This window comes from Aliarcobacter cryaerophilus ATCC 43158 (genome assembly GCF_003660105.1).
Taxonomy (GTDB): Bacteria; Campylobacterota; Campylobacteria; order Campylobacterales; family Arcobacteraceae; genus Aliarcobacter; species Aliarcobacter cryaerophilus.
In genome coordinates, this window is sequence record NZ_CP032823.1 from 1,844,752 (window position 1) to 1,865,580 (window position 20,829).

The window sequence follows — 20,829 nt, forward strand, 5'->3', positions numbered from 1 at the left end:
CTTATATTCCCATTTGAGTAAATATTACAGAGAAAACTGCATCTAGTAAAATAACCACAAATATTGCATTTACAACACTTATAGTTGTATATTTTCCAATACTTGTAGTATTGTTTTCTACTTGAAAGCCTCTAAAACAACCAATAACTGCTATGAAAAATCCAAAAAATAGAGCTTTAAAAACTCCTAATAATAGATGTTTTACAGGAACTTCATTTTGAAGCCTATTTATAAACTCTATATATGTGATATCTAAACTTGTAAATGCAATTACCATTCCACCCATTACTCCAACAATATCTGCAAAAAATACCAAAAGTGGCAAAGATATACACAAAGCAAAAATTCTAGGAATTGTTAAAAATATTATTGGCTCAAAATTCATAGTTCGCATAGCATCTATCTCTTCTGTTATTTTCATAGCCCCTATTTCTGCTGTGTAACTACTTGCACTTCTTCCAGCTATTACAATAGCAGTTACAAGTGGGGCTATTTCTCTAAACATAGTAATACTTATCATCTCAACTACAAAAATATTTGCCCCAAACTTTTCAAGCTGAACTGCCCCTTGATAAGCAATAACAACTCCAACCAAAAAAGCAGTCACAGCAACAATCAAAAGTGCATCTACTGCTGATGTTTCAATATATTTTAAAGTAGCTCTAAATCTAATCTTTTTTGGGTTAATTACTAAATACATAAGAAAATAAAAAACTTTTCCTACAAAATCTATAAATAGTTTTGTCGATTTTAATATATCATATACTTTTTTTCCAACACTTTCAAAAAATCTATTTAATATTTTTTTCTCTTTAAGAAACTCATTTTGATAATGTTTTTGATAAAACTCAAAAATTTGCTCATATTTTTCAAAGTTCAAATATGAAATATTTTGCTTTTTAAATTTTTTTAAAAACGATATTAAATAAATAATAGCAATACTATCAAGCTCTTTTAAATTCTGAAAATCTATAATTAAATTTTTAGTTCTAGAGATATTTGATTGTTTTATATTTTCTATAATATCTGGTAAAGTATCTTTGTTCCAAATATCAAATAAAAAAAGTTGATAAGTATTGTTTTTAAGATGTTCAATTCTAAAATAATTATTCATAATAACAACTTATCCTATAATTTAATATTAATATACGATTCTATCTAAATTTGAGTTTATATCAAATCTAACTCTTCACTTATATCTTTTATTAGTTTTGAAAGTGGGCGTTTTTGTAAATCTTCAGATGTATAAATACCAAATAAATCTTGTTTTATCTCTTCTTGTGTTTTTTTAGTCAAATCTGATAACTCTTTTATTCTACTATCTGGGTATTCTCTTCTTTTTTGAATCATTTCTAAAACTTTGTATTTATGGTAATCATATCTATTGTTTAAATTTAAACTCTCAATATATTTATCAAATTTGTTTGAATAGTTTTCAATTAGTTTTATATAAAAATCTTGCTCTTTTTCTATTTGAAGATTTGTATTTGAAATAAATGATTTAAACTTTACTCTTTCATCAAAATCAAAATCTTTATTTGTTGGAGAAAAATCATCAAATGGTATTTTTGAATCTTTTACTTTACTATTACATACATAACAACTTGGTACTAGATTGTATAAACTCAACGCCAAAAATGGATAATCGGCTTTTTCTAAAACATGGTCTAAAGTAAAAGCATTTTTTGTCTCATTCTTTTTTTTGAAAGTATTTATAAAATCAATATTACAGTAATAACAAGTATGAACTTCTATATTTTCTTGAAAAAAGTTTGATATTTTTGGTTGTAGTTTTGAAATCAAAGGCGAAGAATTATTTATTTTAGATTTATCATAGTTAAAAAAACTTTTGATTTTATTGTCATCTTTTTTGCCAAGTTTATTTTTAATCTCAATTAGTTTTTCAAAATCTCCACAAAGAATATCTTTTAAATCAAATTTGAGAATACTTTTATAGTTTTCTTCGTAATACTTTTCAAAAGTTAAACCATTAAATTTATCAGCTTTACTTTTTGCAATTTCTTTGTAATATTTATCTTCTAAATTTGATGAATATTTTATTTTTAACATTTCATTTTTCCAATAACTCTATTTGAGCTTTTAATCTTTTGACTTCTTCTTTTTTTGCTTCATCATTTCCTAAGACTATTTTCTCTATTTCTATCAAATGATTTTTTATTATTTGCTTTAAATAATCATCACCAATAATTGATTGAATTTGCCAAAACTTAGTTTTATGCTCTTTTTCATAAATTTCTTTTTCTATATCTCTTTGACTTTCATTTTCTTCTTTAGTTAGTTCTTTTTTCAAAAGTTCTTCATGATAATCTATAATTGATTGAATCTTATCTTTCGCAAATTCTCCCATAAGCCCATCTTTCATAAAAAATCCATGAGATAAAAGAGTATGAATGTTTGCTCCAAAAGTTTCTATATTTGTTTTTTTAGATACATTTTTGCAATTACCTATTCTTTGAACTCTTTTTTTTACTTCATCATCATTTTCATTATATTTTTCTAAAAAAATTACATTTTCTTTTGGAATATCAGAAAGTAGAAAAGGGGAATGAGTAACAAAGATTAAATGTACATTATTAAATTTAAATATTTTTAGCAAATTATTTATATAGTATTTTTGCCATTGAGGATGTAAACTTAATTCAATTTCATCTAGTAATATAATTTTATTTCCATTTAGAAATTGAAAATATATTTCTAAATTTGAGAGAAATAAATTTTTCTCACCCTCGCTAAAATTATTAAATGAAACATCTCTATCATCAAAAAAGTCAAAGCACAAAAGTTCTTTAAATTTTTGGATTTTGTAAATTCTAATTTTTGATAATAATACTTTTTCATTCAGATTTTTTTCTAAATTAAGATAGTCATTACAATTTTCTTCAAAAGTTTTATCTTTAGCTAAAACATTTTCTTCATCATAATCTTCTGGAGAAATAAATTTACTTTCATTTAGTTCATGTAAAAAATTTTCTATGAAATTTACTTCCTGAATATTTCTAAAAAGATAGCTTACTTCTTTATTTTGTATATACTTTGAAAAAGGATTAGTGGGTTTTTCTGAATGATTATTTAATGCTATAATTAAATTTAACAAATAACTTAAAAAATCTTTGTAAAAGTTATTTTTCTCCAATATACTTCTTAATGATAATTCTTCGATTTCATCATAAAACTCATCTTTTTCTTCATGTTCATCACATAAAAAATCTATATAATTCTCATTATTAAAGAATTTATTTATTACATCAAGTATGTAAATATTTATTTTTAATAATTCTTTTTCTAATTTCTCTTTTTCTCTTATATTTTCTAAAAGTTCAGATATTATTTCTAGTTTTTTTTCTTGGTTTTCTTGTATTAAAATTGTATTTGGATTAAAAAAAAGATTTTTTTCTACTTCATTAAATATTGAAATAAAAAATCTTAATGTGTTTTCTATATTATAACTTTTAGTATTTATTATTATATTTTTGAGTGGATTATAATTACTTCTTTTAAAATTAAGTTTTTTAAGAATCATTAAAGATTTTTCAAACGAATTTAAGTTAGATCTATAGTATTTTTCATTGTTATCTAAAAATAATAATAAAAATTTATTTTTATTATTGAAATTAAGTGAAGTATTTATAAAATTTATAAGAGAAGTTTTCCCACTACCATTTTCACCAACAATAGCAGTAATATTTATATTATCACCAAAAAAGTTTTTAGGATAAAATTCACCCGTTTCATCTTTATCAATAATATTTAATTCATTCTTTTCGTCATCATATTCACACCTAAATCTAGGCGAAAAATTAAACCCCTGCTTCTTTATATTTTTATAATCTTCAACCCATAAATAAACCAATTCCATAGAAAACTCTCTTTTTAGATAATTTTTGATTAATCTTAGTCAAAAAAATCTAAATTATGATTTAATAACACTTTACATTTCTTTGGCTATAATTTTTCAAAATTTTAAAAAATATATATATTAAAAAGGATATAAAATGCCACTATTAGATAGTTTTAGAGTTGATCACACAATTATGCCAGCACCTGCTGTAAGAGTTGCGAAAGTTATGCAAACACCAAAAGGCGATGCTATTACAGTTTTTGATTTAAGATTTTGTGTACCAAATAAAAAGATGTTAAGTGAAAAAGGTATTCATACTTTAGAGCATCTATTTGCTGGATTTATTAGAAATCATCTAAATTCTCCTACAGTTGAGATTATCGATGTTTCTCCAATGGGTTGCAGAACTGGTTTTTACATGAGTTTAATAGGAACTCCAAAAGAAGAAGAAGTAGCAACTGCTTGGAAAAAATCTATGGAAGATGTTTTAAAAGTAGAAAAACAAAGTGATATTCCAGAGCTAAATATTTTCCAATGTGGAACTTGTGCTATGCACTCACTTCCTGAAGCAAAAGATATTGCAAAAGATATTTTAGCTTCAAATATTGGAGTTATGTCAAATGAAAAACTATTTTTAAGTGAAGATAAACTAGAGAGTTTAGGAAATTAATTTTGCAAAGTGATAAACTGGTTACCACAAGTGATGGTAGCCATACACTTTTTTCTAAAAAATATAATCAACACTTCCACAACACAGAAGATGGTGGATTAAGTGAAGCTTTAAACAAACATACTATTCCAGCATTTACATATTTTCAAGATAAAAAAGAGTTAAATATTTTAGATATATGTTTTGGTTTGGGTTACAATACTTTTGCAACTATTTATTATATTTTAAAAAATAATCTTGATATTAAAATAAATATTTATTCTCCTGAATTTGATTTAGATTTAATAAAATCTTTAAAAGATTTTACTTTTCCAAAAGAGTTTAATGAGTTTAAAAATATCATAAATGAACTCTCAAACAATCAAAAATATGAAGATGAAAAAATAAAAATAGAGATTTTTATAGGTGATGCAAGAGAGTATATAAAAACTTTTCAAGAAAACTTTTTTGATATAGTATATCAAGATGCTTTCTCAAGTGAAGTTAATTTTGAGCTTTGGACAAAGGAGTATTTTATTGATATTTATAAAATATGCAAAGAAAATTCAATTATTACAACTTATGCAATCTCTACAAATATAAGATTGTCTATGTATGAAGCAGGTTTTTTTATATATGAAACACGACCAACAAAAAGAAAAATAACTTTGGCTTTTAAACAAGAACAGATGATTATTGGTAAATATATAGATATGGAACTAAAGAAAATAAGGAATAAAGAGGCAAAAGCCCTACTTGATAGCTTTATTTAATTTTTTTTTCAATATAATGCAAATTCTAAAAAACAAACAGGAAACTTCATGAGAAACTTTTTAAAAATATTTGTCTTGCTTTTAAGCCCAATACTTGCCTTTGCCTACAATGATGCAAAAGTTTTTCAAAAAATTGAAAAAGATTTAGACTCTATTATTGTAAAAGACTTAAACAAAAAACAGTTAATTTTTCAAAAAGATGCAAATCAAATAATAAGACCTGCTAGTTTAACAAAAATTATGACATCAATTTTAGCGATTGAAAGCGGTAAAATGGATAGCGTTGTTACTATTACTGCTGAGATGAAAAAAGTTGAACCTACAATTATGAATTTTAGAGTTGGTGAGAAGTTTTATTTAAGAGATTTAGTAAATGCTGCTATGATAAAATCAGCAAACGATGCAGCAAATGCAATTGCAATTTATCTTGGAAATGGAAGCAAACAAAAATTTGTAACTATGATGAATACAAAAGCAAAAAAACTAGGTATGAAAAATACTAATTTCGAAAATCCTTGTGGTTTTGATGCTCCAAATCACAAAAGTACTGCAAGTGATTTATTAAAACTTACAGAATACTCTATTAAAAATAGTACTTTTAATAATATTGTAAAAAAAGAGAGTTATAGTTTTAAAGCAATAAATACAAAAAGATCTTACTTTGCACATACAAGCAATAAACTTCTTCCAAAAGAGAAATATATGATTGGAGTTAAAACTGGTTATACAAGCAAAGCTGGACCTTGTTTAATTGCACGTGCTAAAGATGGGAAAAAAGATATTTTACTAGTAATGCTAAACTCTCAAAATAGATGGGAAAATACAAAACTAGCTTTAGATACAGTTTTAGATAAAAGATAGATTACTAAATATTAGTCAATCTATCTAAAATATATTTTTGTAAATCTCTTTTTGAAACCTCTTCTCTCATAGCCTCTTCAAAAATCTCATTTACTTTATTCGCATACTCTTCATAATCAAAAAATGGAAAATGTAAATTCCAAGCTTTTTTAAGCCTACTTTTTGTCATTTCCTTTTTTATAATATCTTTAAAGTAGTTAAATCCCATAAATATAAGTGCTGTTATAATCATCGCGCCAACTATTGATATATGTGAATCTATTTTTGCCAACATTTTATGTGTAAGAAGAGAAATAGGTAAAAGAACTGCTAAAACTAACCAAACATAAACAAGATATGCTCTTGTTAATCTTAATCTAAAACCTAATCTTGAACTATCAACTTCCATATCATTGCTAAACTGAACTGAAGCAACTAACATATCTTTTAATAAAATTGGTTGCTTTGAAGTTGCATAAATGTAATTTAATATGTAATTTTTAATATTTTTTTCTCTATTCATAATATTTCCTCAAATAAATTGTGACAATTCTACCTTAGTTTGCTATAATAATTGTTAAAATTTTAAACTTAAGGTTGATTTTGAAAAAGATATTTATTTTTATTTTACTTTTCAAATACCTATATGCAACAGATTTACAAAAAGTTTCACTTCAACTTATGTGGCTTGACCAGTTCCAATTTGCTGGATTTTATATAGCAAAAGAGAAAGGGTTTTATCAAAAAGCTGGACTTGACGTAGAGTTTAAAAAATTCCAAAATGAAACGAATGTGTTGCAAGAAGTTACTCAAAATAGAGCAACTTTTGGACTTGGTTCTAGCTCTCTTATAGTACACAAATCAAATGGCGAAGATATCTCTATATTTGGAGCTATTTTTCAAACTTCACCTCTTGTAATTTTGGCTTTAAAAAATTCAAATATCAACTCAATCAAAGATTTAAAAGATAAAAACTTGATGATTGCAGATGAGCAACTAAATTTTGCAAATTTACAAGCTATGTTTAGTAGCCAAAACTTTGATATTAAATCTGTAAATCTAATTCCTCACTCTTTTAATGTTGATGATTTAATAAATAAAAAAGCTGATTTAATGGCTTCTTATACTACAAATGAACCTTTTTTATTAAAAGAAAAAGGTTATGAAAGCAAAATTTTCTACCCAAAAGATTATGGATTTGACTTTTACGAAAATATTATGTTTACAAATAGCGAATTTGCAGAAAAAAACCCAAAAATTGTATATGATTTTTATAAAGCTTCAATAGATGGTTGGAAATGGGCATTTGAAAATATTGAAAAAAGTGTTGATATTGTTTTTGAAAAATATAATCCACTAAATAAAAGTAAAGAAGCACTACTTTTTGAAGCAAATGAGATAAAAAAAGTTATTTTTGATAAAAATGGAGATATTGGAACAGTTTCTGATGAAAAAATGAATCTAATCATAAATACATATAAAGTAATGGGGTTAATAAAAAATGATATAGATTTAAATAGTTTTATTTTACATAATAATTTTCAAAATGAACTAAATAGTGAAGAAAAAGCATATTTAAAAACAAAAAAATCTTTTACTTATTGTTCACACAATGATTTGATGCCATTTGAAGCTACTTTGAACAATAAACATATTGGAATTATAGAAGAGTATATTATACAAATTTCAAAAAATTTGGATGTAGAATTGGATTTTATACCAACTTTAAATTGGCATGAAAGTTTTGAAAAAGTTGTACAAAATGAGTGTGATATTTTAACAACAATTGCATCTAAAAAAAATAGAGAAAATCTTTTAAATTTTACAAACCCTTATATAGATTTTCCTTTTGTTATTGCTACAGATATTTCTAAACCTTTTATTGAAGATTTAAAAAGTCTAAAAAGAGTCAAAATTGCTCTTATTAAAGATTTTGCGACAAGTAATATAATAAAAAATAAGTATAAAAATATCAATTTTGTAGAGTATTCAACTCTTTATGAAGCTTTAGAAGCTGTAAGAAAAGGTGAAGTTTATGCTGTTATTGACTCTCTTGCAGTTATTGGATATGAAATACAAAATCACTTTGTAGGAGATATCAAAGTATCTGGAAAAATAGATGAAAGTCTAAAACTCTATATGGCAACAAATATTGAAAACAAAACTCTTGCATCAATTTTAAATAAAGCTTTGAATTCAATAAATGAAAATCAAAAACATGAATTTTTTAATAAATGGGTATATATTCACTATCAAAATAATATTGATAAAGATACAGTTTTTAAGTTGTTTATTGTTATTTTTGTTCTATTTTTAATTTTAGCTATTATTTATAGAGCTTATTTACTAAAAAAAACAAATCAAGAACTAGAAAATAGAGTTACTTTTGAGATAAAACAAAATGAAGAAAAAAATAGACTTCTTTTACAACAATCAAAAATGGCAGCGATGGGTGAAATGCTTGAAAATATAGCTCATCAATGGAGACAACCACTATCAACTATTAGTGTTTGTACTTCAGGTATGGAGCTTAAGAAAAATATGAATATTTTAGAAGATAAAGATTTTTATGATTTAATAAATCATATCAAATCTTCTGTATCATATTTAAGTAATACTATTGAGGATTTTAGAAGCTTTTTGGATAAAGATAAAGTTGTATCAAATATAAATATAAATCATTTAGTGCAAAAAGTATTAGATATTTTAAATCCATCTTTGCAGTCTCACAATATTGAAGTTATAAAAAATATAGATGATTTTGAGTTTTTAACTATTGAAAATGATTTGATTCAAATTTTGATGAATATTATTACAAATGCAAAAGATGCTTTAAAAGATTTAAAAAAAGAAGACTTAAGATATATTTTTATTAATATTTCAAAAAATCAAGAAAATATAGTTATTGAAATTTTTGATAATGCTTTGGGTATAAAAGATGAGATTATATCTAGAATTTTTGAACCATATTTCACAACAAAACATAAATCTCAAGGTACAGGAATTGGTTTGTATATGTCAAAAATATTAGTAGATAATAATCTAAAAGGTAATATTTTTGTAGAAAACTATCAATTCTTTTATAATAATATAGATTACAAAGGTGCAAAATTTACTATTTTGTTACCTATTAAAATTGAGGTAAAATAGATTTAAGAAGTAAATTCTTAAATCTAAACATTATAATAGTTTGCCTCTTTGTTGTGAACAACAATTGCACAAGTAGTTTGCTCGGGATGCATTTGAAATGTTTCACTAAGCTCTATTCCATATTTTTCAGGATTTAAAAGATCAAAAATATCTCTATTTTGTGATAAATCAGGACAAGCTGCATAACCAGGAGAGTATCTACAACCAACATACTGCTTCATTTGAACATCACTTAATCTATGCCCCTCTTTTGGAACAATATTCCAATCAAGTCTTATTTGCTTATGTAAAACTTCAGCTAATGCTTCAGCTAATTCAACTCCAAGCCCGTGAACTTGATAATATTTTGTAAACTCTCCACGATCATAAAACTCTCTTTCATAATCACTTATTTTTAATCCTGCACTAGCTAATGTAAATCCTACAACATCTAATCTATCATTTGCAAAGAAATCAGCTATACATCTAAAAGGTTTTCTTTTTTGTCTTGGAAACTCCATAACTTTTATAGCTTCACTTAAGGGTGGAACATTTTTGGCATCTTCAATATTATTAAAAAGATATTTTTTATCAAAAATATATAGTTTATTATCATAAGAAACACAAGGATAGTACTCATAAATTGCAATTGGCTCAAATATATTTTTAGAAATAAGCTCATCTTTTAAAGAGTAGTAAATAGGCTCAACAATATCTTTTTCATACTTCATAAATGCCTCAGGTGTCTGTTTTCCTCTTTTATATCCCCATCTTTGTCTAAATAAAACTCTATGATTTATCCAAGAGAATATCAACTCTTTATCCAATTCATTTCCAGTTTTTGCAACTCTTTCCCAATATGGAGGAACAATAAACTCTCTTTTTGGCATAGATATCTCTTCATAAGGAGGAATTTCAGCCTCCTCTTTTTCAACTCTATCGCTTGTATCGATTTTTTCAATTAAATCAGCTGCTAATCTTGTATCAAGCTCTCCGCCTTTTTCTATTCTTTGCATTGTTACAACACCATCAAATGCATCACGGCAATAAAAAATTGGTCCATCATAAATTGGTCTGCAATAATCATCAACAAAGTTTTTAGTTAGTGCAGCACCTCCTAAAATAACTGGAATTTTAAGTCCTAGTTTTTGCATCTCTTCAAGATTATCTTTCATTACACCTGTACTTTTAACAAGTAATCCACTCATTCCAATGGCATCTGCATTGTGCTCTTTTGCGGCTTCTAAAAATTGAGTTAAATCTGCTTTTATTCCAATATTTACAATTTTAAAACCATTGTTACTTAAAATAATATCAACTAGATTTTTACCAACATCGTGAACATCACCTTTTACAGTTCCTATAACCATAGTTGTTTCACTAGTTTTTTCTTGTTTTGGTAAAAATGGATTTAAAGCATCAACTGTGGCTTTCATAGTTTCTGCACTTTGAAGTACAAATGGAAGTTGCATCTGACCACTTCCAAAAAGCTCTCCAATTATTTTCATTCCATCAATTAGCCACTCATTTACAATTAGTTCAGGGGGAACAACATCTTTTAACTCCATAACCAAAGGAAGTAATCTATCCTTGTCGCCATCTAAAAGAAGTTTTTTAACTTTTTCTATTGGTTCCATTTTTTGATACTCTTCATCACTTTGTTCATCTTGTGACTCAACATTTGAAAAATGGTCAATAAATTTAAATAGTGGATCACCATCTTCTTGATTATTAAATATCAAATCATCACAAGATTTTCTATCTTCAACACTTATTTTATTTAGTGGAATTATATGTTTAACATTTACAATAGCAGTCGTTAGACCTGCTTTTACACAGTGGTCAAGGTAGATAGAATTTAGATAAATTCTTGCATTTTGTGCAAGACCAAATGAGATATTAGATAATCCCAAAGTTGTTCCAACTTCTGGATGAAGTAACTGAAACTCTTTTATAGCCTCTAAAGTTTCAATTCCAGCAGTTCTGTACTCATCATCACCAGAACCAATAGTAAATGTAAGCATATCAAAAACTAAATCAGCAGGATCAAAACCATGTCTATTTACACATAAATCATAAATTCTTTGTGCAACTTCAAGTTTTCGCATCTTTGATTTTGCCATTCCTATCTCATCTATTACTAAGCAAACAAGAGCAGCTCCAAATCTTTTTGCCAATTTGCAAACTTCATCAAATTTATCTTCTCCATCTTCAAGATTAACTGAGTTTATAATACATCTTCCACCTATTTGCTTTAAAGCAGCTTCCAAAGCTTTTATTTGAGTAGAATCAGGCATTAGTGGAAGTGAAATCTTTTGAGAGTATAAAGATACAACTTTATCCATATCTTGCGTTTCATCTCGCCCTGCAAAACCTACACTAACATCAATTACATGAGCCCCAGCTCGAACTTGCTGTTGAGCCACACTAAGTGTTCCTTCATAATCATTTGCTTTTAAAAGTTCTCTAAATGCTTTACTTCCAGTTGCATTACTTCTCTCTCCAATTAAAAGAGGAGCTGGTTCTTGTTTTAGTGGAACTATATTAAAAAGAGATGCTAATGAAGCTTTTAAAAATCCATTTGGTTTTTTTGGAACAATACCTTTAACTGCATCACTTAAAGTTTTTATATGAGTAGGTGTAGTTCCACAACAACCACCCAAAAATGAAACACCATTTATCTCTAAAAACTCTTTTTGTAAAGCTGTAAACTCATCAGGTCCCATTGGATAAAAAGTTTTTCCACCTCTATTTTGAGGAAGTCCTGCATTTGCATGAACTGAGATTGGGAATTTTGATACTTCACTCAAAGCTTTGACATGTTTTTGAACTTGCAAAGGTCCAGTCCCACAATTAAATCCTAAAGATAAAATATTAAAAGGTTTTAGTATTGCAGCAATTGTTTGTGCATCTGTTCCTATTAGCATTGTTCCATTTAACTCAATTGTCACTGAAACCATAATTGGAATTTTTGGTGCAACATCATTTAAAGCATGTAGAGCTGCTTTTATTTGAAGTGGATCTTGACAAGTTTCAAGTAGAAAAACATCAGTTCCACCGTCACATAAACCAGAAGCCATTATTTTATAGCCTTCATACATTGCATCGTAAGTTATATGACCAAGACTAGGAAGTTTTGTTCCAGGTCCAATAGATGCTAAAACAAATTTTGGCTCATCTTTTGTATGATATTTTTCACAAATCTTTTTTGCACTACTAGCTGCTAATTTTGATAACTCGTAAGACATATGTCCTATTTCATAATCTTCCAAAACCCATGGCATACTTCCAAATGTATTTGTGCTAATAAAATTTGCACCAGCAATTGCATAATTTTCATAAATTGTTTCCAAAATATGAGGAGCTGTTAGATTTAAAAGCTCATTACACCCTTCTAAATCTTTATTTTCAAATTGCCAAAACTCTTTTTCTATCTCACAAGCTTGAAGCTGTGTTCCCATAGCTCCATCAATTATTAAAACTTTATCTTTTATTAAATCTTCTATTTTTTGCTTCATATCATCTTCTTATATTTATTTAAAGATTATATTATATTTTAAAATTGCTAAAAAGCTTGAATTAAAGAATTACTACAATTTGTTTTTAAATTATCGATTAATGTAATATAATATTTTTTATCAATTTTTGTAATATAGAATATAGTGTTATTTGTAGCAACAACCTCATAACTGATATTTTTAACTTTTTTAGTAAACTCTTTTTCCTCTTTAGTTTTATCATTTAAAAAAGTATCTAAGTAGTTTGTTTTTGGTTCAAAAATAAAAATTCCATCTTTATTCCAACCATAAAAAGCATCATTGTATGGACTACAATTAAATGAAACTTCAATATTTTGTATATCAAAACTCTCAATATATGTATCAATTTCTTCAATTGTATATTTTTTGATTATTTGTGGTTTATTTTCAAACTCATTTAAATTTACCTCAAAATAACCATAGTTTTTATTTATATAAATCTCATTTAGATTTTTTAAATCATTTATCTGCATTAAGTATAGTATATATCGAACATGGCTCAAAAGCTCTTCATCTATTGGCTCTTTTTTTATTTGCTCTAATCTATTTTGATTTACTGCACAAGAGCTAAAAAATAGTAACATAAAAATTAGTATCAAGTTTTTTATCATTTTATTTCCAAATATTTTACGAATAGTACATTTTTTAATCTTAGAACTTATTTTAATTATCTTTTTGATAATATTATTGATTAAAATCTAATTTTAGGATAATAAAACCAATGACTGAATCAAAATATATCTGGATGGATGGAGAGTTTACTCCTTGGAATGAAGCAAAAGTACACGTTTTAAGTCACACTTTACACTATGGAAATGGTGCAATTGAAGGAACAAAAGCTTATAAAACAGTTGATGGAAGATGTGCAATATTTAAACTAAATGAACACACTCAAAGACTTTTAAATTCATCAAAAATGACATTAATGAATGTTCCATTTTCACTAGAAGAGTTAAACAAAGCTCAAGTAGAATTATTACAAAAAAATGAGCTAACAAATGGAGCATATATTAGACCTCTTGTATATTTAGGTTATGGAGTAATGGGACTTTATCATAAAGATGCACCTGTAAAAGTTTCTATTTCTGCTTGGGAATGGGGTGCATATCTAGGAGAAGAAGGTCTTAAAAAAGGTGTTAGAGTAAAAATATCATCATTTACAAGAACTCCAAATACTTCAGGTATGGGAAAAGCAAAATCAGTTGCAAACTATATGAACTCTCAAATGGCAAAATTTGAAGCTGTTGAAGCTGGATATGATGAAGCTTTGTTAAGAGATGACCAAGGATATATTGCAGAAGCATCAGGTGCATGTTTCTTTATAGTTAAAGATGGAAAATTAATCTCTCCACCAAATGACAACTCTTTAGAATCAATTACTCAAGCAACTGCAATTGATTTAGCACATGATATGGGAATTGAAGTTGTTAGAAGAAGAATAACTAGAGAAGAGATTTATGTAGCTGATGAAGCATTCTTTACTGGAACTGCAGCTGAGATAACTCCTATTAGAGAAGTTGATGCAAGAGTTATTGGATGTGGAAGCAGAGGAGCGATTACAGAAAAAATCCAATCTGCATATTTTGATGTAGTAACTGGAAAAAATCCAAAATATACACAGTATTTAACATATATTAACTAATTTTAAATAGTATATTAGATTAAAAAAAAGATAAGGAAGATTATGCCAATAGATAACGACTATTTTAAGAACAGACAGCAAGGAAATAAACCTAGCGGTGGAGGAGGTGGAAATTTTCAGCCACCATTTGAAACTCCAGAATTTTTCAAAAATTTTGGTAAAAAAGCTGGTATGTTATACCTTGTAATTATATTAATTGGTGCACTATTTTTGTTTAAACCATTTGTTATTATTGAATCAGGACAAGTTGGTATTAAAGCAACAACTGGAAAATATGATAAAGAACCTTTAAATCCAGGATTTCATTTTTATATACCAGTAATACAAAAAGTTATTGTTGTTGATACAAAAGTTAGACTTTTAACATATATGAATACACAATCTATAGGTTCGTTTGATCAAAGTATCAAAAATAACCCTGCTATTAATGTTCTTGATTCAAGAGGTTTACCAATTTCTATTGAATTAACAGTTCAATACAATATTATTGCTGATGGAGTTCCTGAAACAATTGCAATTTGGGGACCATCTTGGGAAGATAAAATTGTAAATCAAGTTGTTGGAGAAGTTGCAAGAAGTGTTCTTGGTGGATACAACGCCGAAGTTCTTCCAATGAAAAGAAATGAAGTTGCTGAAAGTCTTGATAGATTAATCAAAGAAAAAGTAAATGAGAGATCTAAAAATGCAGTTATTGTTGAATCTGTTCAACTAAAAGAGATAGTTCTTCCTGAAAAAATAAAAGAACAAATTGAAAAAGTTCAAATAGCAAATCAAGAAGCTGAAAGAGTAAGATACGAAGTTCAAAGAGCTAAGCAAGAAGCTGAAAAAAGAGCTGCACTTGCAACTGGAGAAGCTGAAGCTAAAAGAATTGAAGCACAAGGTAGAGCTGATGCTGTTGCTATTGAGGCAAAAGCACAATCTGTTGCAAATAAAGTTATTGCTGAATCTTTAACACCTAGTCTTCTTCAAATGCAACAAATTGAAGTTCAAGGAAAATTCAACGAAGCCTTAAGAGAAAACAAAGATGCTAAAATTTTCTTAACGCCAGGAGGTTCAACTCCAAATATTTGGGTTGATACAAAAGACAAGAATAGAGATACAGTAGTTAATCAAAAATAGTATCTAGACTCCAAAAAGGATGGAAAATGAAAATAGTAGCTTTAATTTTATTATTACTATCTTCTATTAACCACCTTTTTGGTGATTCTATTGAATCTGTTCTTAAAATAAAACCTCCAATAAAATATAATCAAAACCAAAAATATGACAAAATCAAAAAATATAGCGATAACCAAAATGATGATTACAATAAAAAATATGACTTTGGAATTGATATTGGTATAGATAAAGAGCTTATGGCTATAGATAGATTAAAAATAGATATTGGAACAAAATTTAAAGGTATTAATTAGATGAAAGATATAGAAAAAATAGATTGGGAAAAAATGGGAGATTTAATACCTGTTATAACTCAAGATAGTAGTTCAAATGAAGTTTTAATGCTAGGATATACAAACAAAAAAGCTTTAGAAATTACACTAAAAACTGGATATGCACACTATTTTAGTAGAAGTCGTAAGAGAATTTGGAAAAAAGGTGAAAGCTCAAATCACACTCAAAAAATTGTAAATATTTTTATTGATTGCGATAACGACACTCTTTTGTTTAAAGTAATTCAAGAAGGAGTTGCTTGTCACACAGGAAGAAAATCTTGTTTTTTTACAAATCTTGAAAATAGTGAAATTGTTGAAAATGTAAAAATTGATTTATCAAAAACTTATAGTGTAATAGATAATTTATACCACACTATACAAAAAAGAAAAAATGAAGATATTACAAAATCTTACACTGCAAAACTTTTAAATGGTAGCCAAAATTCTATGCTTAAAAAAATTGTAGAAGAAGCAGGAGAGTTCACTTTTGCAATAAAAGATAAAAATGAAAATGAAGCAATATATGAAGCAGCCGATATTACATATCATGTTTTAGTAGCTCTTGCAAGTCTTAATATAAATCCTGATAGAGTAAAACAAGAGTTAGCAAGAAGATTTGAAATCTCAGGAATAGAAGAAAAAAACTCAAGAAACAGATAAAAATTATTAATATTTCTTATACAACTAAGTTGCATTTAATAATTGCTTGTTATAATGCTCGAAACAAAAACTAAAAAAGGAGTTTAAATGACAAATAGCTGTCAACACTGCTCTAAGAAAATACCAATTTCAAAAGTTTTTTGCTCTCCAGCTTGTAAAGAGAACTATTTTCAAAAAATTGCAATATCAGTTCCAAAACCTTTTGTAAAAAAATTATACTTTTTTTGTACAGAAGAGGAGAAAAGCTATGAAATCAAAACTTTTGCTAAAAGACACAATTGGCACGAAGAGTTAGTAATAGAAAAAGTAGAAGAATTATTCCAAGAGTATTACAAGTGTGGATAAATTCCACACTTCTTTCAAAATAAAAAATGGCACTTTTAAATAATCAAAAAAATATCTTACCACTTAGTAGTATTTCAGAACTTCTAAATACAAAAACAAGAACTCTAAAAATGTATGAAGAAAAACTTCTTCTTCCTTTAGAAAAAGATAAAACTATAAAAAAACTTTATTCAATAGATGATATTAAAATAATAGCATTTGTTCATTATCTTGCAACAATAAAAAAAATAAATTCAAATGGAATTTTATATATTTTGGAGATAATTGAAGACAATATGGATTTAAAACATAAACAAGAATTTCTAAAAATTATTGAAAAAAAACTAGAAACACTCTCAAGTTGTGATTCAGAAAAACTAGATAACTTCTAATTTACCAAATTTCTTAAACACCCTAAAAAACGACATCAAACCAAATAAATCATACAATAATATTAAAAGCATTAAGCTATAACTTATTTTAAAATGGTATAAATTCCACTCATAGTTTGTAAATATTTTACATAAAGTTTGTAATTTTTTTACATAATTTAGACTAAAAGGAGCATTATGGATACCAGATACACCATAAGAGAACCAGAAAAAAAAGATGCTAAATATATATATAATTTAGTTAAAAAAAGTAAAGTCTTAGACTTAAACTCACAGTATTTATACCTTCTTCAATCAACCCACTTTAAAAATAGTTGTAGTGTTGCTCTATTTGAAAATCAGATTATTGGTTTTGTTTCAGGATATTATTTACCAAATGAAAATAATACACTTTTTATTTGGCAAGTATCTGTTGATGAAAATCATAGAGGAAAAAATATAGCTTTAAATTTAATAGACAATATAGTAACAAGAAAAAATATAAGATATTTAATCTCAACTGTATCACCTTCAAATATATCATCACAAAGAGTTTTTGAAAAATTTGCACAAAAGTATGAGACAAAAATAGAAAAAAATACACTATTTTTTATTGAAGATTTTATAGATTCACACCAAGAGGAAGTTCAATTTAAAATTGGACCAATAAAATAAAGGAGAAAAAATGAGAATATTTGAAAAACTAGAATCAGAAGTAAGAGGATATATAAGAAGTTTCCCAACAATTTTTAAAAAAGCAAAAGGTGCTATTTTAACAGACGAACAAGGAGTTGAATATATCGACTTTTTTGCAGGAGCTGGAACTTTAAATTATGGACACAACAATGAACACATAAGTAAAGCTTTGATTGAATACTTGCAAGAAGATGGAATAGTTCATGGACTTGATATGGCAACAACTGCAAAAAAAGAGTTTTTACAAACTTTTGAAAGTTTAATTTTAAAACCAAGAAATCTTGAATATAAACTTCAATTTACAGGACCAACAGGAACAAATGCAGTTGAAACTGCACTTAAACTTGCAAGGCTTGTAAAAGGAAGAAGTAATATTGTCGCATTTACAAATGGTTACCATGGACTTTCTCAAGGCTCATTAGCGGTTACTGGAAATAATGAGTATAGAGATGAGAGTTATATAAGTAGAACAAATGCTACTTTTATGCCATTTGATGGATATTTTGGAGATATGAATACATTAACATATTTTAGAAAGTTTTTAGAAGACGGAAGTAGTGGAGTTGATTTGCCAGCTGCTGTTATACTTGAAACTATTCAAGGTGAAGGTGGAATAAATGTAGCTTCAAAAGAGTGGTTACAACAGCTTGAAGCCATTTGTAGAGAGTTTGATATTTTATTAATTATTGATGATATTCAAGTAGGAAATGGAAGAAGTGGGGAGTTTTTCTCTTTTGAATTTGCTGGAATAAATCCTGATATGGTAACATTGTCAAAATCAATAGGTGGTGGCTTACCAATGGCTCTTTTACTATTTAAGCCACATTTAGATCAATGGAAACCAGGTGAGCATACAGGAACTTTTAGAGGAAATAATTTAGCTTTTGTAGCTTCAAAAGTATCTCTTGAACACTATTGGCAAAATGATAATATCTCTAAAGCTGTATTTTACAAAGAGAAAATTTTAAAACAAAGATTACTTGATATTGCAAATAAATATAAAGATGTTTATGACATTGATGTAAGAGGTAGAGGTTTGGCTTATGGTTTTGAGATAAAAAATGATAAATCAATGGCAAGTGATATCTCTAAAAATGCTTTTAAAGAAGGATTAATTGTGGAAACTTGTGGAAGCGAAAGTCAAGTTGTTAAATTTTTACCACCACTTTTAATTGAAGAAGAGCTTTTAGAAGAAGGATTAAAAAAATTTGAAATAGCAGTAGATAAATTAATAGAAGAGAGAAAAGAACACTTAAAAGGAGAGTATTAATGATACTAAGAGATATAAATAAAGATGTAATAGGAACTTCTAAAGAAGTTTTTGCAAAAGATGGTCAATGGATTAGTAGAAGAATGCTTTTAAAAGATGATGAAATGGGATTTTCTTTTCATGAGACAATTATAAAAGCAAATACAAAAACACTTATTCACTATCAAAACCATCTTGAAGCTGTTTACTGTGTTGCAGGAAATGGCAAAATAGAGGATTTAAAAACTGGAAAAATTCATGAAATTTATGATGGTGTAATGTATGCTTTAAATAATCATGATGAGCACTATTTATATGGTGGGAATGTTGATATGAGATTGATTTGTGTATTTAATCCACCAATCAAGGGAATTGAAAACCATGACAAAAATGGCGTTTATCCTTTAGTTGATTAAATTATAAATTTGGATAGGTATTCTACCTATCCAAACATTCTTTTAGTGACAGCCACATCCAGTTCCGCAACCACCACTTTTTTTAGCTTCATGCTCAGCTTTAATCTTTTGTCCCTCAGGAGAACATGCACTAATTCCTGCTGGCATAATTGGCTGAATAGCTTCATTTGAAACTTCTTGTTGATTTTCAAGCATAGATATAAGTTTATCTGCAGCCATCATATATCTTTTTGCACTTATTGATTCAGGTTCAAAATAAACAATTGGTTTTCCACTATCTCCACCAACTCTAATAGAAGGTTCAATTGGAAGATGAGCTAAAACTTGTGTATTGTACTCACGTGCTAATTCATCACATGTTCCTTTTCCAAAAATATCAGACTCTGTATTACATGATGGACAGATAAATCCACTCATATTTTCAACAATTCCAGCAACTGGAATATGAAGTTTTGAGAACATATCTAAAGATCTTCTACTATCATCAAGAGCTACATGTTGAGGAGTTGTAACATTTATTCCAGCACTAACAGGTACACTTTGAGCAAGTGTAAGTTGTGCATCTCCTGTTCCTGGAGGCATATCAATAAATAAAATATCTAACTCTTCCCATAAAATATCTCTTAGAAGCTGTTGGATTGCCTTCATAATCATAGCACCTCTCCAAATAACAGCTTCTCCCTCTTTCATCAAAATTCCCATAGACATAACATCAACACCATAAGCGTTTAATGGTTTTGCTTTATTTCCTATTACTTCAACCTCTTTTCCATTTACTCCCATCATTCTAGGAATATTTGGTCCATAAATATCAGCATCTAAAATACCAACTTTTTTACCTTGCATAGCAGCTGCAATTGCAAGATTTACGGTTGTAGTTGATTTTCCAACTCCACCTTTTCCTGAGCTAACCATTACAATATCTTTTATTTGTGGTGCAATATTTTGACCACTTACACTATTACTTTTTTGCTGTTCCTCTTTAGGTTTACTAAAAACTAAATTAACATTTAAATTTGGAAGAGCTTTTGGAACATCTCTTCTCAATTCATCTTCAACCTCTTTTGCTGTTGAAGTAATATCTAATAATATTGTGCAAGAACTTGCATCTAATTTAATATCCTTTACAAATCCAAAATCAATAATTGACTTTGAGAAACCAGGGTATTTAACGCTTTGTAAAGCTTTTTTAATATCTTCTATATTCATTTTAAATCCTTTATATACTTCGAAGAGTATTATATTTTAA

20 protein-coding genes are annotated in these 20,829 nt (G+C 27.1%); 13 read left to right on the forward strand and 7 right to left on the reverse strand.

Annotation, left to right across the window (positions count from 1 at the left end; translation table 11 throughout):
• Position 1 precedes the first annotated feature (1 nt).
• Genes ACRYA_RS09385 through ACRYA_RS09395 form a run of 3 tightly spaced genes read right to left on the reverse strand, consistent with a single transcriptional unit; the run spans position 2 to position 3,877 of the window.
• Positions 2 to 1,114, reverse strand: coding sequence for an MlaE family ABC transporter permease (locus tag ACRYA_RS09385; protein ID WP_105916930.1), 1,113 nt, complete (start codon positions 1,112 to 1,114; stop codon positions 2 to 4).
• A 56-nt stretch (positions 1,115 to 1,170) separates the two neighbouring features.
• A complete protein-coding gene (locus ACRYA_RS09390; protein WP_105916931.1) occupies positions 1,171 to 2,070 on the reverse strand; it encodes an HNH endonuclease in 900 nt (299 codons plus the stop codon).
• A gap of 1 nt (position 2,071) precedes the next feature.
• Entirely contained in the window at positions 2,072 to 3,877 is a 1,806-nt protein-coding gene (locus tag ACRYA_RS09395) for an AAA family ATPase (protein WP_119184501.1), read from the reverse strand.
• A gap of 136 nt (positions 3,878 to 4,013) precedes the next feature.
• On the opposite strand from ACRYA_RS09395, the gene luxS reads away from it, so the two are divergent.
• The 3 genes from luxS to ACRYA_RS09410 are packed head-to-tail and all read left to right on the forward strand — an operon-like array spanning position 4,014 to position 6,142.
• Positions 4,014 to 4,529, forward strand: a complete 516-nt coding sequence (gene luxS / locus ACRYA_RS09400) for an S-ribosylhomocysteine lyase (RefSeq protein ID WP_105916932.1) — start codon at positions 4,014 to 4,016, stop codon at positions 4,527 to 4,529.
• A gap of 2 nt (positions 4,530 to 4,531) precedes the next feature.
• Positions 4,532 to 5,281, forward strand: a complete 750-nt coding sequence (locus ACRYA_RS09405) for a tRNA (5-methylaminomethyl-2-thiouridine)(34)-methyltransferase MnmD (RefSeq protein ID WP_105916933.1) — start codon at positions 4,532 to 4,534, stop codon at positions 5,279 to 5,281.
• Positions 5,282 to 5,329: 48 nt separating this feature from the next.
• Positions 5,330 to 6,142: a D-alanyl-D-alanine carboxypeptidase family protein gene (locus ACRYA_RS09410; protein ID WP_105916934.1), complete on the forward strand. Its 813-nt coding sequence runs from the start codon at positions 5,330 to 5,332 to the stop codon at positions 6,140 to 6,142.
• Between the two features lie 4 nt (positions 6,143 to 6,146).
• Here the strand turns inward: ACRYA_RS09410 and ACRYA_RS09415 are convergent, their stop codons facing one another.
• Positions 6,147 to 6,644 carry a hypothetical protein gene (locus ACRYA_RS09415; protein ID WP_105916935.1) on the reverse strand — a complete coding sequence of 166 codons (498 nt, stop codon included), beginning with the start codon at positions 6,642 to 6,644 and terminating at the stop codon, positions 6,147 to 6,149.
• Between the two features lie 80 nt (positions 6,645 to 6,724).
• Here ACRYA_RS09415 and ACRYA_RS09420 point away from each other — a divergent pair, with 80 nt between their 5' ends.
• Positions 6,725 to 9,271, forward strand: coding sequence for an ABC transporter substrate-binding protein (locus tag ACRYA_RS09420; protein WP_105916936.1), 2,547 nt, complete (start codon positions 6,725 to 6,727; stop codon positions 9,269 to 9,271).
• A 23-nt stretch (positions 9,272 to 9,294) separates the two neighbouring features.
• On the opposite strand, the gene metH is transcribed toward ACRYA_RS09420, so the two are convergent.
• Both metH and ACRYA_RS09430 read right to left on the reverse strand, forming a co-directional pair.
• Positions 9,295 to 12,768 carry a methionine synthase gene (gene metH / locus ACRYA_RS09425; RefSeq protein ID WP_105916937.1) on the reverse strand — a complete coding sequence of 1,158 codons (3,474 nt, stop codon included), beginning with the start codon at positions 12,766 to 12,768 and terminating at the stop codon, positions 9,295 to 9,297.
• Between the two features lie 47 nt (positions 12,769 to 12,815).
• Positions 12,816 to 13,400, reverse strand: coding sequence for a hypothetical protein (locus tag ACRYA_RS09430; RefSeq protein ID WP_105916938.1), 585 nt, complete (start codon positions 13,398 to 13,400; stop codon positions 12,816 to 12,818).
• Between the two features lie 110 nt (positions 13,401 to 13,510).
• On the opposite strand from ACRYA_RS09430, the gene ACRYA_RS09435 reads away from it, so the two are divergent.
• From ACRYA_RS09435 to ACRYA_RS09475, 9 genes are all read left to right on the forward strand, one after another.
• A complete protein-coding gene (locus ACRYA_RS09435) occupies positions 13,511 to 14,431 on the forward strand; it encodes a branched-chain amino acid transaminase (protein WP_105916939.1) in 921 nt (306 codons plus the stop codon).
• A 42-nt stretch (positions 14,432 to 14,473) separates the two neighbouring features.
• Entirely contained in the window at positions 14,474 to 15,550 is a 1,077-nt protein-coding gene (locus ACRYA_RS09440) for an SPFH domain-containing protein (RefSeq protein ID WP_105916940.1), read from the forward strand.
• 26 nt (positions 15,551 to 15,576) lie between these two features.
• A complete protein-coding gene (locus ACRYA_RS09445) occupies positions 15,577 to 15,843 on the forward strand; it encodes a hypothetical protein (protein WP_105916941.1) in 267 nt (88 codons plus the stop codon).
• On the forward strand, positions 15,844 to 16,524 hold the full coding sequence (gene hisIE / locus ACRYA_RS09450) for a bifunctional phosphoribosyl-AMP cyclohydrolase/phosphoribosyl-ATP diphosphatase HisIE (protein WP_105916942.1): 681 nt from the start codon (positions 15,844 to 15,846) through the stop codon (positions 16,522 to 16,524).
• Between the two features lie 87 nt (positions 16,525 to 16,611).
• A complete protein-coding gene (locus tag ACRYA_RS09455; RefSeq protein ID WP_066156814.1) occupies positions 16,612 to 16,869 on the forward strand; it encodes a hypothetical protein in 258 nt (85 codons plus the stop codon).
• A gap of 26 nt (positions 16,870 to 16,895) precedes the next feature.
• Entirely contained in the window at positions 16,896 to 17,240 is a 345-nt protein-coding gene (locus ACRYA_RS09460) for a MerR family transcriptional regulator (protein ID WP_105916943.1), read from the forward strand.
• Between the two features lie 177 nt (positions 17,241 to 17,417).
• Positions 17,418 to 17,894 carry a diaminobutyrate acetyltransferase gene (ectA, locus tag ACRYA_RS09465; RefSeq protein ID WP_105916944.1) on the forward strand — a complete coding sequence of 159 codons (477 nt, stop codon included), beginning with the start codon at positions 17,418 to 17,420 and terminating at the stop codon, positions 17,892 to 17,894.
• 10 nt (positions 17,895 to 17,904) lie between these two features.
• Positions 17,905 to 19,185 carry a diaminobutyrate--2-oxoglutarate transaminase gene (ectB, locus tag ACRYA_RS09470; RefSeq protein ID WP_105916945.1) on the forward strand — a complete coding sequence of 427 codons (1,281 nt, stop codon included), beginning with the start codon at positions 17,905 to 17,907 and terminating at the stop codon, positions 19,183 to 19,185.
• A complete protein-coding gene (locus ACRYA_RS09475) occupies positions 19,185 to 19,580 on the forward strand; it encodes an ectoine synthase (RefSeq protein ID WP_105916946.1) in 396 nt (131 codons plus the stop codon). Before ectB ends, ACRYA_RS09475 begins: the two co-directional genes overlap by 1 nt.
• Positions 19,581 to 19,622: 42 nt before the next feature.
• On the opposite strand, the gene ACRYA_RS09480 is transcribed toward ACRYA_RS09475, so the two are convergent.
• The gene (locus ACRYA_RS09480) at positions 19,623 to 20,789 is read right to left on the reverse strand and encodes an Mrp/NBP35 family ATP-binding protein (protein ID WP_105916947.1); all 1,167 of its coding nucleotides are present in this window, start codon (positions 20,787 to 20,789) and stop codon (positions 19,623 to 19,625) included.
• Positions 20,790 to 20,829 lie beyond the last annotated feature (40 nt).

Bases quoted from the DNA above. Each gene is read 5' to 3' on its own strand.
- ACRYA_RS09385 (WP_105916930.1), bottom strand. From the start codon at position 1,114: ATGAATAATTATTTTAGAATTGAACATCTTAAAAACAATACTTATCAA.
- ACRYA_RS09390 (WP_105916931.1), bottom strand. From the start codon at position 2,070: ATGTTAAAAATAAAATATTCATCAAATTTAGAAGATAAATATTACAAA.
- ACRYA_RS09395 (WP_119184501.1), bottom strand. From the start codon at position 3,877: ATGGAATTGGTTTATTTATGGGTTGAAGATTATAAAAATATAAAGAAG.
- luxS (WP_105916932.1), top strand. From the start codon at position 4,014: ATGCCACTATTAGATAGTTTTAGAGTTGATCACACAATTATGCCAGCA.
- ACRYA_RS09410 (WP_105916934.1), top strand. From the start codon at position 5,330: ATGAGAAACTTTTTAAAAATATTTGTCTTGCTTTTAAGCCCAATACTT.
- ACRYA_RS09415 (WP_105916935.1), bottom strand. From the start codon at position 6,644: ATGAATAGAGAAAAAAATATTAAAAATTACATATTAAATTACATTTAT.
- metH (WP_105916937.1), bottom strand. From the start codon at position 12,768: ATGAAGCAAAAAATAGAAGATTTAATAAAAGATAAAGTTTTAATAATT.
- ACRYA_RS09430 (WP_105916938.1), bottom strand. From the start codon at position 13,400: ATGATAAAAAACTTGATACTAATTTTTATGTTACTATTTTTTAGCTCT.
- ACRYA_RS09435 (WP_105916939.1), top strand. From the start codon at position 13,511: ATGACTGAATCAAAATATATCTGGATGGATGGAGAGTTTACTCCTTGG.
- ACRYA_RS09440 (WP_105916940.1), top strand. From the start codon at position 14,474: ATGCCAATAGATAACGACTATTTTAAGAACAGACAGCAAGGAAATAAA.
- ACRYA_RS09445 (WP_105916941.1), top strand. From the start codon at position 15,577: ATGAAAATAGTAGCTTTAATTTTATTATTACTATCTTCTATTAACCAC.
- hisIE (WP_105916942.1), top strand. From the start codon at position 15,844: ATGAAAGATATAGAAAAAATAGATTGGGAAAAAATGGGAGATTTAATA.
- ACRYA_RS09455 (WP_066156814.1), top strand. From the start codon at position 16,612: ATGACAAATAGCTGTCAACACTGCTCTAAGAAAATACCAATTTCAAAA.
- ACRYA_RS09460 (WP_105916943.1), top strand. From the start codon at position 16,896: ATGGCACTTTTAAATAATCAAAAAAATATCTTACCACTTAGTAGTATT.
- ectA (WP_105916944.1), top strand. From the start codon at position 17,418: ATGGATACCAGATACACCATAAGAGAACCAGAAAAAAAAGATGCTAAA.
- ectB (WP_105916945.1), top strand. From the start codon at position 17,905: ATGAGAATATTTGAAAAACTAGAATCAGAAGTAAGAGGATATATAAGA.
- ACRYA_RS09475 (WP_105916946.1), top strand. From the start codon at position 19,185: ATGATACTAAGAGATATAAATAAAGATGTAATAGGAACTTCTAAAGAA.
- ACRYA_RS09480 (WP_105916947.1), bottom strand. From the start codon at position 20,789: ATGAATATAGAAGATATTAAAAAAGCTTTACAAAGCGTTAAATACCCT.